Genomic DNA, 14,672 nt, shown 5'->3' on the forward strand with positions numbered 1-14,672 from the left:
CAATTATGACTCGAGTATGGGAAATTTCCCCTCCCTTTCCCCGGTGCGGACAGCCGGGCAAGAGGGCGCAGCGAACAAAGGTACAAAAATGGCGGATATCGGGGCCTATCTGAAAAAGCACACCGAAGCTTTGGTCAAGGACGTGGGGATCGAAGCAGCATGCGAGATCACAGGGAAATCCAAGGCCACATTAGGTCGGTATTACTCCGACAATCCCGAGCACAGTGACCGGTTCATGCCGGTGGATGCGGTTGCACGTCTGGAAAACGCGGCCAGCTACCCGCATGTGACTTCGGCCCTGGCGGACCTGAAGAACATCACCTTGTCCTATGATGAGCGCAATTCGACCGGTACGCGTACCGGCGGCGTCAATTCGGACGTGATCGCACTGAGCCAGCGTTTCGCGATGCTGATGACCGAATACCAGGCCGCGATCGAGGATGGCATCATTACCGTCAACGAAGCCAAGCGTCTGCTGAAAGAAACCTCGTTGCTGCAACAGGTTCTGATCGAGATGAAATTGCACCTCGAAGAGGAAAGCGTCAGCTGACCTAATTTCCCGGCAAGCCGTCATGGGGCGGTGAAAAAGGCGATGTGCGCATCGCCTTCTTCAAGCTGAGCTGAAGAAGCTCATAGCCTTTGTCAGTTTTCGTCGTTGTTGGCGTTGTTCCCGCGTCCAGGGCTTGAGCCTTCGGGCCCATTTCCGCCCCCGTTGTTGCCTTTGCCGCCGCCATTGTTGCCCTTGCCGCCGCCTTTCCCGTCGCCGTTTTTGCCTTTACCGCCGCCGTGACCGCCAACCTTGCCGGGCTTGCCGTCACCATGGCCGGGCTTGCCACCGCCCTTGCCGGGTTTGTCTCCACCCTTGCCGGGCTTGCTGCCGCCATCGCCAGGCTTGCCGCCGCCGTTGCCCGGATCGTCGGATCCGCCATCACCGGGGTCATCGTTCCCCCCGCCATTGCCGGGGCCACTGTTTCCGCCGCCCGACCCGGATCCGCCGCCGGCGGCTGGGCCGGTGCTCGATGCGGGTTGAAACCCGCTGGGGTCGTTTTCGCGGCCGTCAAAGCTGTTGGCGTTGGAAATCGATCCGGTCGGCAAATCGCTCAGCAGATTGGCCAGCCCCGGACACTGCTGCGAGGTATTGGCAAGAACCGACCCGAAATCTGCCCGTTGTTGCAGATGCGAGAGGAAACTGGGCGTAACCTGCGAACAGCCGCAAAGGGCCGCATAATCACCATTGTTGGCCGCGACCCGTGCTGTGTTGGCGTTGCAGACCTGGGGCTCGGCAATGGCCGCGCTGGCTGCAGCAACCCCCAATAACGGGGCGACAACCCAGGCCGCCATTCCTGACTTAGAACTCTTGAACATGGCGCACCTTTCTAAACCTAGCGTCACCTGACATGCGGAATTGCATGGCCTTCCAGATGGAGGCCGCGGGTTAAGCTGTGCTGTATCAATTCTGAAGAAGTATTCAGGAATACAAAAACAGTCCGCCTGCGCGGGCGAAATGTTCGAGGTTATCGCTTGTTACGCCGGACGTGGACTGGCGGCGCCGGCGTGTCAGGCGTGGCGTTTGACGATGACGGACCCAACCGAATACCCTGCGCCGAACGAGCAGATCAGGCCGACATCGCCATCCTGAAGATCGTCTGAATATTTGGAAAAGGCGATGATCGACCCGGCTGACGATGTATTGGCATAGTCCTGCAGGATGTTGGGCTGTTCGCCCGGCTCCGGCTCTCGGCCCAAGACCTTCTTGCCGATGAAATCATTCATCGTTTTGTTGGCCTGGTGCAGCCACAGCCGCTTGAGATCGCCGCTTTCGATCCCTTCGGAATCCATGTGGTCGCTGATGTGTTTGCTGACCATCGGCAGCACTTCCTTGAACACCTTGCGGCCGTTCTGCATGAACTGCATGTCGCGCCGGTCGGTCAACCCGTCGGGCCGGGTGCGCCGCAGAAAGCCGTTGTTGTTGCGGATGTTGTTGGAAAACTCGGTCGCGCAGCGGGTCGACAGGATCTCGAAATGCGGGCCTTTGGCATCTTCGGTCCGTTCGATCAGCGTGGCGGTGGCCACGTCGCCGAAGATGAAGTGACAATCTCGGTCGCGCCACTCCAGGTGCCCCGAGCAGATCTCGGGGTTGACCACCAGCGCCGCCCGTACGGACCCCGACCGGATCATGTCGGCCGCAGCCTGAATGCCGAACGTCGCCGAAGAACAGGCCACGTTCATATCGAACCCAAAACCAGTGATGCCCAACGCGTTCTGGATTTCGACCGCAATGGCGGGATAGGCGCGTTCATGGTTCGACGCGGCACAGATCACCAGATCGACATCCGCCGCCGTCCGCCCGGCCTGGGCCAGCGCTTTTTTGCAGGCGTCCAGTGCCATTTCGGTCATTATGCCCGGCTCGTCATCGCTGCGTTGGCGCAGCAGGGGGTGCATCACGTCCGGGTCCAGCACGCCGGTCTTGTCCATGACGTACCGGTTCTCGATGCCGGATGCCTTGACGATGAACTCTTCCGAGGAGTGCTGCATCGGCTCCATCTCGCCCGCGGCGATGGCATCGGCGTTGGCAGCATTCATCTTGTCGGCATAGGCGTTGAAGGCTTTGACCAGCTCGGCATTGGTGATGACGTTTTCGGGCGTGAAAACCCCGGTACCGGTGATTGCGGGCGTGTACATGTCGGGTCCTGAATGTTTCGGATTCGCCCAAAATGCAGTCACAGCGCCCTCAGATCAAGAGATGTTGACCCAAGGGAACGGCATAGGTTTGCGCAAATTCAACTTCACATCTTGAATAGTTCGGAATCCGAAGTATATCACCGCTCGACTCGTGCGGAGAGCATCCATGACCAAAGACATCAGTGAACGGCTGGCCCGACTGACCCCTGAGATCCATGCGATGATGGGCGTCTATGCGCTGTACTGGAAACTGGAAGAGAGTTTCGGCTGCATCGATACCGATCTCAGCCATCAGGAATGCCATATGTTGATCAAGTTGGATCAGCCCAAGCGGATGGGAGTGTTGGCGGCCGACATGCTGACCGTGCCGTCGACGATTACGGCCACCGCCGATGCGCTTGAGGCGGCCGGTTATCTGACCCGTCAGCAGGACCCCGATGATCGCCGTGCGTGGTTGCTGGTGCTGACCGACAAAGGTGCCGAGGCCCGCAACATGCTGGTCACCACCGCCGGTGAGCTGTTTCACCGTGCCTCTGGGTTGGATGACGAGGAAACTGCTCAATTTGCCCGGCTTGCCCGCAAGATCCGGGACAACATTCTGAAAACGGGAATACCCGAGGGATTGACGAAATGAAGCTGCTGACTTCGCTGGGCCTTGCCCTTGCCGTACTGGCCGCACCGCTTGCGGCGCAAGACGACACCAAGCCTGTGAAACTTATGGTGGTGCATGAGACCGCTCCCGGATTCTCACGCCAGTTCTTCGGGCGCGTGGCCGCGCGGCAGACTGTCGATCTGGCGTTTCAGGTCGCCGGACAGATCGTGGAACTGCCCGTCAACGAAGGGTTCCAAGTGCCCAAGGGCAGCCTGATTGCAAAGCTGGACCAAGAGCCGTTCGAACTGGCACTGGAACGTGCGCGTCTTCAGAAGGATCAGGCTGACCGCACCGTGGCCCGCCTGTCGCGCCTGCGGGGGACGACTGCAAGTCAGGTCGCTGTCGATGACGCTGAAACCGCCGCCCAACTGGCCGCGATTGCGGTGCGTGACGCCGAGTACAACCTCGAGCACACGACTCTGACCGCGCCGTTCGACGCGCTGGTATCGCGACGTGAGGTCGAGAACTTCACCACCGTGGCCGCCGGAACGCCGATCGTCCGGATCCACGATCTGTCCGAATTGAGGATCGAGGTCGATGTGCCCGAAATCCTGTTTCAGAGAACCAGCCAGGAAGATGGCATTTCGATCACGGCGAAATTCCCCGCAAGCGACGAGGTCTTCCCGTTGGAAATCCGCGAATTCGACGCCGAAACTTCGAGCGTCGGCCAGACGTTCCGGATCCAGTTCGGCCTCACGCCGCCGGAAGACTTGCGGGTGCTGCCCGGTTCGTCGGTAACCGTCAATGTTCAGGTCGATGACAAACGCACTGGCATCATCGTTCCCCCGACCGCGATTGTCGCCGACGCCGAGGGCAATCTGGGCGTTATGGTCTTTTCGCCGGTCGGTGCAGATGTCGGCACCGTGCGGCGTGTTCCCGTGACCATCGAGCCTACCCAGACCGGTGACGTCCGGGTTTTGACCGGTTTGTCGGACGGCGACGAAATCGTAGTGGCCGGAGGGTCCGTTCTGACCGATGGGCAGACCGTGCGCCGCTTTGCCGGCTTTGCGAACTGAAGGGGGCGAGGATGAATATCGCACGCGCCTCGATCGACAGGCCGATCTATACGTGGCTGGTGATCCTGATTGCACTGCTGGGTGGTATCTGGGGGTTTTCGTCGCTCGGGCGGCTCGAAGATCCGGCGTTTACCATCAAGAACGCCGTAGTGTTGACCACTTATCCCGGTGCGACGGCTGAACAGGTGGCCGAGGAGGTCTCGGAACCCTTGGAATCCGCCATCCAGCAGATGGGCGAGGTCGATGTCATCACTTCGGTCAACCGCCCCGGTCAATCGCTGATCGAAGTCGAGATCAAGTCCACCTACGATGGCAGCGAATTGCCGGATATCTGGACCCGACTGCGCGCCAAGGTCCGGGATGCGGCCCGTGGATTGCCGTCCGGTGTCAGCCAACCCTATGTGAATGACGGGTTTGGTGACGTGTTCGGTCTTTTCTATGCAGTCACTGCGGAAGGGTTCAGCGACGCCGAAAAGCACGAGTTGTCGACCTTCTTGCGGCGCGAGTTGCTGACCGTTGAGGGCGTTGCAGACGTTGAAGTGCAGGGATTGCCCGACGAAGCCATTTTCATCGAGCCGGACCTGGCCATTTCGGTCAACCAGAATGTGCCGTTGCAGTCGATCAACGAAGCGATCGCTAACGCCAATTCGGTCCAGTCGTCGGGGACGCTCCGGTCAGACGACGATCGCACCACGATCCTGACGGCCGACGGATCGGACAGCGTGTCCGAGATCGCAGGGCTGTCGGTTGGCTCTCAGGGGCAAGTGATCAACCTCTTTGACATGGCTGATGTCTACCGGGCCCGCCAGACCGATCCTGACATCATGATCCGGTTCAACGGCGTCGAAGCCTTCACCCTGGGTATTGCTGGCCTGTCGACGGAAAACATCGTGGAGGTCGGAAAGCGCGTAGACGCCAAGCTGGCCGAACTGGATGTGGAAATTCCCGCAGGCGTCGATGTATTGCCGATCTACCAGCAGCACGTCGTGGTCGAGCAGGCTTCGAACGATTTTCTTGTGAACCTGGCCATGTCGGTTGCCATCGTGGTGGCGGTGCTTGGAATATTCATGGGTTGGCGCGCGGCAGTCGTTGTGGGCTCGACCCTTTTGTTGACCGTCGTCGGGACCCTGCTGTTCATGGCGCTGTTTTCCATCGAGATGGAACGCATTTCGCTGGGCGCTCTGATCATTGCGATGGGGATGCTGGTCGATAATGCCATCGTGGTGGCCGAGGGGATGCAGATCTCCATGCTCAAGGGAAAAAACTCGCGCGATGCTGCCGACGAGGCCGCGTCCAAGACACAGATCCCCCTTCTGGGGGCCACGGTCATCGGGATCATGGCCTTTGCCGGGATTGGGCTCAGCCCGGATGCGACGGGCGAATTCCTGTTCTCGCTATTTGCGGTGATCGCGATCTCTTTGCTGCTGAGTTGGGTGCTGGCCATCACGGCGACACCGTTGTTGGGGCATTATTTCTTCAAACAGGGCAAGGACGTGGATGTCGACGCCTATAGCGGCATCCTGTTCCGAACCTACGGGGCGATCCTGCGCTGGGCATTGCGGTTCCGTTGGCTGGTGGTGGCCGGTTTGGTCGGGGTCACCGTGGTCTGCTATGCCGGCTTCGCGATGGTGAAACAGCAGTTTTTCCCGGACTCCAACACGCCGCTGTTCTTCGTCCATTACAAGCTGCCGCAGGGGACTCCGGTCGCGCGGACGAGTGCCGATATGCAAGTCTTTGAAGACTGGCTGGCCCAGCGGAATGATGTCGTCTCGGTCACCACGTTCGTGGGGCAGGGCGCGACGCGGTTCATGTTGACCTATTCGGCCGAGAAGCCCAACCCAAGCTATGGGCACATGATCATCCGGACCGAAACGCTCGAGGACATTCCTGTCCTGCGCGCCGATCTGGAGGCCTTTGGTGAAACTCAATTCCCCGAAGGCGAATTCCGGACCAAGCGTCTGGTCTTCGGCCCCGGTGGCGGTACCCCGATCGAGGCGCGGTTCTCGGGCAGCGATCCGGTCGTGCTGCGGCAACTGGCCGACGAGGCGGTGCGGCGCATGTCGGCGGCATCGCCAAATGCGCTGGACGTGCATCACGACTGGCGTGAAATGGAATTGGCGGTCCAGCCGATCTATGCGACCGAACGTGCGCAGACGGCCGGTGTTACCCGCGAAGACATTGCCGCCACCCTGCAATTCTCGACGGACGGAATCACCGGCGGCGTGTTCCGCGAGAGGGACCGCCTGATCCCGATTATCCTGCGACGCCCGGCGGACGGAGAATACTCGATCGTGGATCAAGTGGTGTATTCGGACCAGTCACAGAAATTCGTGCCGATCGAGCAGATGGTGGACGGGTTCCAGTACAAAGCGCTCAATACACTGGTGCATAGGCGCGATCGCGTTCTGACCGTCACGGTGGGCGCAGACATCCCAGCCGGCCTGACCGCGGCACAGGTTCATTCCGAGGTTCGCGGCGCGATCGAGGACATGGAACTGCCGCTGGGCTACAAGCTGGAATGGGGCGGTGAGTTCGAGGATTCCGGCAAAGCGCAAGCCAGCCTGGGCAAACAGCTGCCGCTGAGCCTGTTGATCATGGTTCTGATCTCGGTGCTGCTGTTCAACGCGATCCGGCAACCGGTCATCATCTGGCTGCTGGTGCCGATGTCGGTGAACGGCGTGGTGATCGGGCTGCTGGGCACGGGCCTGCCCTTTACCTTCACCGCGCTTCTCGGGCTGCTCAGCCTGTCAGGGATGCTGATCAAGAACGGTATTGTTCTGGTCGAAGAGATCGACCTTGTCCGCGCCACGGGCAAGCCTCTGCGCGAAGCGATCATCGAAGCCTCGGTCTCGCGTCTGCGCCCGGTCATGCTGGCGGCGATCACCACGATCTTGGGGATGGCGCCGCTGCTGACCGACGCGTTCTTCGTGTCGATGGCAGTGACGATCATGGGTGGTCTGGCTTTCGCGACGATCCTGACCATGGTCGCCGCGCCGGTGTTCTACATGCTGTTCTTCTCTCGGGAAGAACAGCGCAGGTTGGCGGCGCAGACTGCATGATCCCACAAAAAAGCCCCGGCGAACGGCCGGGGCTTTTTGTTTGTCCGCTGCGGGCTTCAGCCCTGTAGCGATTTGACCTCCACATCCCCTTCAGCCTGCGCCTTGATGGCCAGTGCGGCGGCGTGGCTGGCCGCAGCCGTGGTGTAGTAGGGGATTTTGTCATAGAGCGCGATCGAGCGGATGGCCTTGCTGTCCTCAACTGCCTGCGCGCCTTCGGTGGTGTTCATGACCAACTGGACCTGACCGTCCTTCAACATGTCCACCACATCGGGGCGGCCCTCGTAGACCTTGTTGACCACGTCACAGGGCACGCCCTTGGATTCCAGCCATGTCTGTGTTCCGCGGGTGGCCACCAGCGAGAATCCCTGCTCGACCAGAACCTGCGCAGCCTCGATCATCGCCGGACCCTTGTCGGCATCCTTGATCGAGATGAAAGCCCGTCCCTTGGACGGCAACACCATGCCCGCGCCCATCTGCGCCTTGAGGAAGGCCCGCGGGAAGTCGCGGTCCCAGCCCATGACCTCGCCGGTCGAGCGCATCTCGGGGCCAAGGATGGTATCGACGCCGGGGAAACGGGCGAAGGGCAGCACCGCTTCTTTCACCGAGAACCACGGCATATCCGGGTCGGCCAGGGTCATCTGGTCGGCGATCTTGGTATCCTGACCTTCCTTGTAGGGCGGGCGTTGCGGGAAGTTCGACAGCGGCTCGCCTGCCATCACCCGCGCGGCGATCGAGGCGATTGCGCTGTCGGTCGCCTTGGCCACAAAGGGCACGGTGCGGCTGGCGCGCGGGTTGACCTCGATCAGGTAGATCTCGTCATCCTTGATCGCGAACTGCACGTTCATCAGGCCCACGACGTTCAGCGCCTTGGCCAGCTTGTAGGTCTGGTCCTTGATTTCGGAGATGATCTCTTTCGACAGCGAATAGGGCGGCAGCGAACAGGCCGAGTCGCCCGAGTGCACGCCGGCCTCTTCGATATGCTGCATGATGCCGGCCACATGGACATCCTTGCCGTCGCACAGCGCGTCCACGTCCAGCTCGACCGCGCCGGCCAGATAGCTGTCCAACAGCACCGGACTGTCGCCCGAGACCACCACGGCCTCATTGATGTAGCGTTTCAGCTGATCCATGTCGCGCACGATCTCCATCGCGCGGCCGCCCAGAACGTAGGAGGGGCGGATCACCAGTGGGAACCCGATCTCTTCTGCGATCTCAAGCGCTTGCGCGTCGGTCGAAGCGATACCGTTCTTGGGTTGCTTCAGGCCCAGATCGTTGACCAGTGCCTGGAACCGTTCACGGTCTTCGGCCAGGTCGATCGCGTCCGGCGTGGTGCCTAGGATCGGAATACCTTCGGCCTCGAGCGCATTGGCCAGCTTCAGCGGGGTCTGACCACCGAACTGCACGATCACGCCGTGCAGTGTGCCGTTCTGCTGCTCGGTCCGCAGGATCTCCATCACATGCTCGAAGGTCAGCGGCTCGAAATACAGCCGGTCCGAGGTGTCGTAGTCGGTCGACACCGTCTCGGGGTTGCAGTTGACCATGATGGTTTCATAGCCCGCGTCGGTCAGCGCGAAACAGGCGTGGCAGCAGCAATAGTCGAACTCGATCCCCTGGCCGATCCGGTTGGGGCCGCCGCCCAGAATGACGACCTTCTTGCGGTCGCTGGGGCGCGCCTCGCATTCGACCTCGCCCATCGTTGGGGCCTCGTAGGTCGAGTACATGTATGGCGTCTGCGCCTCGAACTCGGCGGCGCAGGTGTCGATCCGCTTGAACACGGCGGTGACGCCCAGATTGTGGCGGGCGCGGCGCACGTTGGCCTCGTCGCGGCCGGCCAGATTGCCCAGACGCGCGTCGGTAAAGCCCAGCATCTTGAGCCGGCGCAGGCCGTCCTCGGTCATCGGCAGGCCGTCCTTGCGGACGGTGCGTTCCGCTTCGATGATCTCGCGGATACGGGCCAGGAACCACGGGTCGAACTTGGTGACGGCAAAAATTTCGTCGTCGGTCAGACCGTGGCGCATCGCCTGCGCGATGGTGCGCAAACGGTCGGGTGTCTGCTTACTGATGGCCTTGATGACATGTGCCTTGTCGTCGCTGCTTTCGACCGCATCCCATGGGCCGATGCTCAGGCCCGGAATTTCAACTTCGTCAAACCCGGTCAGGCCCGATTCCATCGAAGCCAGCGCCTTTTGCATCGATTCGTGGATGGTACGACCGATGGACATGGCTTCACCCACCGATTTCATCGCGGTGGTCAGGTAAGGCTCGGATCCGGGGAATTTCTCGAAAGCGAATTTCGGGATTTTGGTGACGACATAGTCGATGGTCGGTTCGAAAGACGCAGGCGTGACCTTGGTGATGTCATTGTCCAGCTCGTCCAGCGTGTAGCCCACCGCCAGCTTGGCGGCTATCTTGGCGATCGGGAAGCCTGTCGCCTTGGACGCCAGCGCTGACGAGCGCGACACACGCGGGTTCATCTCGATCACGACCATGCGGCCGTCTGCCGGGTTGATCGCCCATTGCACGTTCGATCCGCCCGTTTCGACGCCGATCTCGCGCAGAACGGCGATCGAGCCGTTGCGCATGATCTGGTATTCCTTGTCGGTCAGCGTCAGCGCAGGGGCCACGGTGATCGAGTCACCGGTATGCACGCCCATCGGATCGACGTTCTCGATCGAGCAGACGATGATCGCGTTGTCGGCGGTGTCGCGCACCACCTCCATTTCATATTCTTTCCAGCCCAGAAGGCTTTCGTCGACGAGGATCTGGTTCACCGGCGAGGCATCCATTCCCGAGCGGCAAAAGTGGATGTAATCCTCACGGTTGTAAGCCACACCGCCGCCGGTGCCGCCCAATGTAAAGGCGGGGCGGATGATCGCGGGCAAGCCGATGTTTTCCAGCTCGTCCAAGGCCATTTGCACGCCGGCATCCAGGTCGGCAGAACCGTCGGCTTTTTTGGGGGCGGTGACGATGGTGGCCTTGGGGTTTTCAAGACCCAGGCGGTCCATCGCTTCGCGGAACAACTTGCGGTCCTCGGCCATTTCGATGGCCTCTCGCTTGGCCCCGATCATCTCGACGCCGAATTTTTCCAGCACGCCCATCTCTTCCAGCGCCAGCGAGGTGTTCAGGCCTGTCTGCCCGCCCATCGTAGGCAGCAGGGCGTCGGGGCGTTCCTTTTCGATGATCTTGGCGACGACCTCGGGCGTGATCGGTTCGATATAGGTGGCGTCGGCCAGTTCCGGGTCGGTCATGATCGTGGCAGGGTTCGAGTTCACCAGGATGACCCGATACCCTTCCTCGCGCAGCGCCTTGCAGGCCTGGGCGCCGGAATAGTCGAATTCGCAAGCTTGCCCGATGACAATGGGCCCCGCCCCGATGATCATGATCGACTGGATGTCGGTTCTCTTCGGCATGGCCTGGTCCCTTCGATTTTGCACGAGTCGCGGGCGCCGCCCAAGCGCCCAAATTGTCGTGCGTTATAGGGACCCGGGCAAAAGGTGCAAGGGGGATCGGAAACGGAAGCGAAATTGCCGCTTTCCCCCCTTTCCCTTGGCACCGTATTCTCTATATGCCGCTGAACGGCAGATGAGGAAGCAATTGCGCATTCGTTTCGATCAGGGACCCGCCGGTCCGGGCACCGGTTTCGACCGGCCCGCCCAGGTGATCCGCGCCGACCGGGCGGAGCAGGTGCCCCAGGCATTGGCGGCGCTGGATGACGCGCGCTCGCAGGGCGGCTGGCTGGCCGGATTTGCCAGCTACGAGCTTGGCTATGCGCTTGAGCCGAAGCTGGCCGCAAGGCTGCCCGCGAACCGTCGATTGCCGCTATTGTGCTTTGGGGTGTTCGACGGCCCGAGCGTGCAGGACCTGCCGTCCGGTGCGGCCGGGCTGACTGCATTTCAGCCGCGTTGGAGCGAGGCGCGCTATACCGAAGCCTTCCGCGCCGTGCATGATGCGATCGGGGCCGGGGACATCTATCAGGCCAACCTGACCTTTCCCATCGACCTGGAAACCGAGGGCGACAGCGCCGCGCTCTACGCCGGGCTGACCGCCGGACAGCCGGTCGGCCATGGCGCGCTGGTCCAGCAGGACGGGCTGCCCGATCTGCTCAGCCGCTCGCCCGAGCTGTTCTTCCGCACCGATGCCGACGGGATGATCGAGACCCGGCCGATGAAGGGCACCCAGCCGCGCAGCGCCGATCTGGTCGAGGACGCGCGGCGGCGCGATTTCCTTTCCTCGGACGAAAAGAACCGGGCCGAGAACCTGATGATCGTGGACCTGCTGCGCAATGACATCAGCCGCGTGGCGCTGCCGGGAACCGTTCAGGTGCCTGAGCTGTTCAAGGTCGAGACCTACGCCACCGTGCATCAGATGGTGTCGCTGGTGCAGGCGCGGCTGCAGATGGGGGCGGGGTTGTCCGACATCCTGACGGCGCTGTTTCCCTGTGGATCGATTACCGGGGCGCCCAAGATCCGTGCGATGGAGATTCTGTCGGATCTGGAGCCCTGGCCGCGCGACATCTATTGCGGCACCATCGGCTGGGCCGCCCCAGACGGGCGGTCGGAATTCAACGTCGCAATCCGGACCTTGATGGTCGAGGGTAATCGGGCCACGCTGAACGTCGGCGGGGGCGTCGTCTGGGACAGCACCGCCGCGTCGGAATACGAGGAAGCGCTATGGAAAGCCCGGTTCGCGCACCAACTGAGCCTGATTTCCGCCTGATCGAAACCTTTGCGTTTCGGCCCGGGCAGGGCTTTTTGCGGCTGGAGCGCCACCTGCGGCGCATGGCGCGGACAGCTGACTGGCTGGGTGTTCGGTTCGACGTGTGGCGCGTCGGCGAAGTGGTGGACGGTGTGATCGGCGCGGACCCGCTAAGGTGCCGGCTGACGCTGGACTTGACCGGTGCACCTGAGATCACCACGGGGCCTCTGGCGGACAACCCGCCGGACTGGACGGTGGGTCTGGCGACGACAAGGCTGACGTCCTCGGACATCTGGCTGCGCCACAAGACCACCCGCCGCGCGATCTATGATCAGGCACGGGCGGAATTGCCCGACGGCGTGGACGAGCTGTTGTTCCTGAACGAACGGGATGAACTGTGCGAGGGCACCATCACCAACCTGTTCGTCAAAACGGAAGATGGGCGCCTGCTGACACCTCCGGTTGCGGCGGGCCTGCTGCCGGGCATCCTGCGCGAGGAGTTGATCGAAACCGGACGCGCGGTCGAAGCGGTCTTGACCCTGCATGACCTGGCCGCCGCGCGCTGGGTCTGGATGGGCAATTCCCTGCGCGGTTTGATACCGGCTGAGGTGATGCTGTCATGAGCGACCGCAGTTCTGCGCGTGGATTGCAGGTGTCGAACCTGCGCCTGAAGGCTGAGTTCGTGGCGTTCTATGTCGCGGTCCCCTTGCTGATCGCCGTTCTGTTTCCACCCGACTGGATGTTTCCGGCGCTGTTCTTCTTCACCGCTGTCGGGATCGCCCTGCTGCACCGCACCTCGGGCTTTTCCTGGGCAGAGCTGCGCTATGGTTGGCGCAACTGGCGCTGGGCCGAGGTGATCGGGTTCATTCTGGCAATGGCCGCGATCTGTTCGGCCCTGGTGATGGCCACGCGCCCGGATGCGGCCTTTTTTCTGCTGCTGCACCGGCCCGAATTTCTGGCCGTGATCTGGCTGGGCTATCCGTTGCTGTCGGCACTGCCGCAAGAACTGCTGTTCCGCACGCTGTTCTATCGCCGCTATCACGCGGTCCTGCCTAACGGCGCGGCCTTGCCGTTGCTGAACGCCGGGCTGTTTGCCTTTGCGCACCTGATGTATTGGAGCTGGATCGTCACCGTGATGACATTCGCGGGCGGGCTGCTGTTTTCATGGGCCTACCGCAAGCGTGGGTCGTTCTTCTATGCGGTGCTGCTGCACGCGATTGCGGGCAACATCATCTTTGCCGCCGGGCTTGGCGTGTTCTTCTATTCCGGCAACGTGCAGCGCCCGTTCTAGGGGCTCTACTCGGCGGCGTCGCGCATGTCTTGACCGGGCTGGTAGAGATAGTCCCGCGTCAATGGCGCCGCGTCGCGGCGATGACTCAGCTGCAGTTGGAAAACGGTCTGGTCACGCTCTTCGAACACCAAAATGCAGGCGGTCAGATAGAACCGCCACATGCGGATGAACCGGTCGTCATACATCGCGCGCACCTGATCCAGATTGCTCTCGAACCGGTCGCGCCAAGCGCGCAGGGTCAGGGCATAATGCAACCGCAGGCTTTCGACATCCAGAAACCACAGACCGGTGCGCGCCACGGGTTTGACGATTTCCTCGAGCGACGGGACATAGCCACCCGGGAAGATGTACTTGTTCAGCCAGGGCGACTGGCCGGTGGGCGGCCCGTTGCGGCCGATGGAATGGATCAACGCCACACCGTCGGGCTTCAGCAGAGCGGCGACCCGGTCGAAATAGGTGCGCAGCTGTGGCGCGCCCACATGCTCCAGCATCCCGACTGAGACAATCCGGTCGAACTGATCCTGCATCTGCCGGTAGTCCATCAGCCGAATGTCGACGCGGTCGGCCAGCCCGGCCTGCTGCACCCGCGCGGTCGCGGTGCGGTGCTGGTTCTGTGACAGGGTCAGCCCGGTCACCTGCACGCCGTGGTCACGCGCCAGCGTCAGGGCCAGACCGCCCCAGCCGCAGCCGATATCCAGTACGCGCATTCCGGGCTCCAGGCAAAGCTTGCGCGCAATATGCGCCTTTTTGGCGGCTTGCGCTTGTTCCAAAGTCATCCAGGGCTGCTGGAAATAGGCGCAGCTGTACTGCATGTCAGGGTCCAGCATCAGCCGGTAGAAGTCGTCGGACAGGTCATAGTGATGCGCCACGTTGCGCCGCGCCGAGCGGACCGAGTTGCGCTGCAGGATCGGCCGCAGCAGATACCCGGCCCAGTCTTGGATCTGCTGCAGCATGGGCAATGACCCGCTGGCCGCGCATCGAATCGCGATCCGCATGGCGCTTTCCAGGCCGCCCTCGTCGACGGTCAGGGTGCCATTCATGTAGCCCTCGCCAAAAGCCATCTCGGGACTGTGCACCAAGCGCGCCATCAATGCGGGGTCATGAAGGGTGACATGCGCCTCGGGCTGCGTGGCGTCGCCATAGGTGCGCGCCGTCCCGTCCGGGAAGGTGATCCGCAGAGTTCCGCGGGTGATGAAACCCCGCAATACGCGATCCAAAACAGTTTGCCACATCGGCCGAACACCTCCTTGCTCAAGGGGCCTGGCTCCCGCGTGCCG

General features: G+C 61.9%; 11 protein-coding genes. 7 read left to right on the plus strand and 4 right to left on the minus strand.

Going from position 1 to position 14,672, the window contains the following annotated elements:
- Positions 1-88: 88 nt before the first annotated feature.
- A complete protein-coding gene (locus ACR0FC_RS09110; protein WP_093965032.1) occupies positions 89-550 on the plus strand; it encodes a hypothetical protein in 462 nt (153 codons plus the stop codon).
- A gap of 92 nt (positions 551-642) precedes the next feature.
- On the opposite strand, the gene ACR0FC_RS09115 is transcribed toward ACR0FC_RS09110, so the two are convergent.
- Both ACR0FC_RS09115 and ACR0FC_RS09120 read right to left on the minus strand, forming a co-directional pair.
- Entirely contained in the window at positions 643-1,365 is a 723-nt protein-coding gene (locus ACR0FC_RS09115; protein WP_170340017.1) for a hypothetical protein, read from the minus strand.
- A gap of 192 nt (positions 1,366-1,557) precedes the next feature.
- Positions 1,558-2,682, minus strand: a complete 1,125-nt coding sequence (locus ACR0FC_RS09120; protein WP_170340019.1) for a beta-ketoacyl-ACP synthase III — start codon at positions 2,680-2,682, stop codon at positions 1,558-1,560.
- 166 nt (positions 2,683-2,848) lie between these two features.
- Here ACR0FC_RS09120 and ACR0FC_RS09125 point away from each other — a divergent pair, with 166 nt between their 5' ends.
- Genes ACR0FC_RS09125 through ACR0FC_RS09135 form a run of 3 tightly spaced genes read left to right on the plus strand, consistent with a single transcriptional unit; the run spans position 2,849 to position 7,409 of the window.
- The gene (locus ACR0FC_RS09125; protein ID WP_170340021.1) at positions 2,849-3,316 is read left to right on the plus strand and encodes a MarR family winged helix-turn-helix transcriptional regulator; all 468 of its coding nucleotides are present in this window, start codon (positions 2,849-2,851) and stop codon (positions 3,314-3,316) included.
- Complete coding sequence (locus ACR0FC_RS09130) at positions 3,313-4,350, plus strand: efflux RND transporter periplasmic adaptor subunit (RefSeq protein WP_170340023.1); 1,038 nt, start codon at positions 3,313-3,315, stop codon at positions 4,348-4,350. Before ACR0FC_RS09125 ends, ACR0FC_RS09130 begins: the two co-directional genes overlap by 4 nt.
- A gap of 11 nt (positions 4,351-4,361) precedes the next feature.
- Positions 4,362-7,409, plus strand: a complete 3,048-nt coding sequence (locus ACR0FC_RS09135; protein ID WP_170340025.1) for an efflux RND transporter permease subunit — start codon at positions 4,362-4,364, stop codon at positions 7,407-7,409.
- Positions 7,410-7,465: 56 nt separating this feature from the next.
- Here the strand turns inward: ACR0FC_RS09135 and carB are convergent, their stop codons facing one another.
- The gene (gene carB / locus ACR0FC_RS09140) at positions 7,466-10,819 is read right to left on the minus strand and encodes a carbamoyl-phosphate synthase large subunit (RefSeq protein ID WP_170340032.1); all 3,354 of its coding nucleotides are present in this window, start codon (positions 10,817-10,819) and stop codon (positions 7,466-7,468) included.
- A gap of 172 nt (positions 10,820-10,991) precedes the next feature.
- On the opposite strand from carB, the gene ACR0FC_RS09145 reads away from it, so the two are divergent.
- Genes ACR0FC_RS09145 through ACR0FC_RS09155 form a run of 3 tightly spaced genes read left to right on the plus strand, consistent with a single transcriptional unit; the run spans position 10,992 to position 13,395 of the window.
- Positions 10,992-12,125: an aminodeoxychorismate synthase component I gene (locus ACR0FC_RS09145; RefSeq protein WP_170340034.1), complete on the plus strand. Its 1,134-nt coding sequence runs from the start codon at positions 10,992-10,994 to the stop codon at positions 12,123-12,125.
- On the plus strand, positions 12,080-12,727 hold the full coding sequence (locus ACR0FC_RS09150; protein WP_170340035.1) for an aminotransferase class IV family protein: 648 nt from the start codon (positions 12,080-12,082) through the stop codon (positions 12,725-12,727). The genes ACR0FC_RS09145 and ACR0FC_RS09150 overlap by 46 nt, the downstream gene beginning before the upstream one ends.
- The gene (locus ACR0FC_RS09155; RefSeq protein ID WP_170340037.1) at positions 12,724-13,395 is read left to right on the plus strand and encodes a CPBP family intramembrane glutamic endopeptidase; all 672 of its coding nucleotides are present in this window, start codon (positions 12,724-12,726) and stop codon (positions 13,393-13,395) included. The genes ACR0FC_RS09150 and ACR0FC_RS09155 overlap by 4 nt, the downstream gene beginning before the upstream one ends.
- A gap of 5 nt (positions 13,396-13,400) precedes the next feature.
- Here the strand turns inward: ACR0FC_RS09155 and ACR0FC_RS09160 are convergent, their stop codons facing one another.
- Entirely contained in the window at positions 13,401-14,627 is a 1,227-nt protein-coding gene (locus ACR0FC_RS09160) for an SAM-dependent methyltransferase (protein WP_170340039.1), read from the minus strand.
- Positions 14,628-14,672: the final 45 nt, after the last annotated feature.

The sequence above is a fragment of the Ruegeria sp. BB9 genome (assembly GCF_056539345.1).

Excerpts from the sequence above, each read along its gene's own strand:
- ACR0FC_RS09110 (WP_093965032.1), top strand. The coding sequence starts at position 89 with ATGGCGGATATCGGGGCCTATCTGAAAAAGCACACCGAAGCTTTGGTC.
- ACR0FC_RS09115 (WP_170340017.1), bottom strand. The coding sequence starts at position 1,365 with ATGTTCAAGAGTTCTAAGTCAGGAATGGCGGCCTGGGTTGTCGCCCCG.
- ACR0FC_RS09120 (WP_170340019.1), bottom strand. The coding sequence starts at position 2,682 with ATGTACACGCCCGCAATCACCGGTACCGGGGTTTTCACGCCCGAAAAC.
- ACR0FC_RS09125 (WP_170340021.1), top strand. The coding sequence starts at position 2,849 with ATGACCAAAGACATCAGTGAACGGCTGGCCCGACTGACCCCTGAGATC.
- ACR0FC_RS09130 (WP_170340023.1), top strand. The coding sequence starts at position 3,313 with ATGAAGCTGCTGACTTCGCTGGGCCTTGCCCTTGCCGTACTGGCCGCA.
- ACR0FC_RS09135 (WP_170340025.1), top strand. The coding sequence starts at position 4,362 with ATGAATATCGCACGCGCCTCGATCGACAGGCCGATCTATACGTGGCTG.
- carB (WP_170340032.1), bottom strand. The coding sequence starts at position 10,819 with ATGCCGAAGAGAACCGACATCCAGTCGATCATGATCATCGGGGCGGGG.
- ACR0FC_RS09145 (WP_170340034.1), top strand. The coding sequence starts at position 10,992 with ATGAGGAAGCAATTGCGCATTCGTTTCGATCAGGGACCCGCCGGTCCG.
- ACR0FC_RS09150 (WP_170340035.1), top strand. The coding sequence starts at position 12,080 with ATGGAAAGCCCGGTTCGCGCACCAACTGAGCCTGATTTCCGCCTGATC.
- ACR0FC_RS09155 (WP_170340037.1), top strand. The coding sequence starts at position 12,724 with ATGAGCGACCGCAGTTCTGCGCGTGGATTGCAGGTGTCGAACCTGCGC.
- ACR0FC_RS09160 (WP_170340039.1), bottom strand. The coding sequence starts at position 14,627 with ATGTGGCAAACTGTTTTGGATCGCGTATTGCGGGGTTTCATCACCCGC.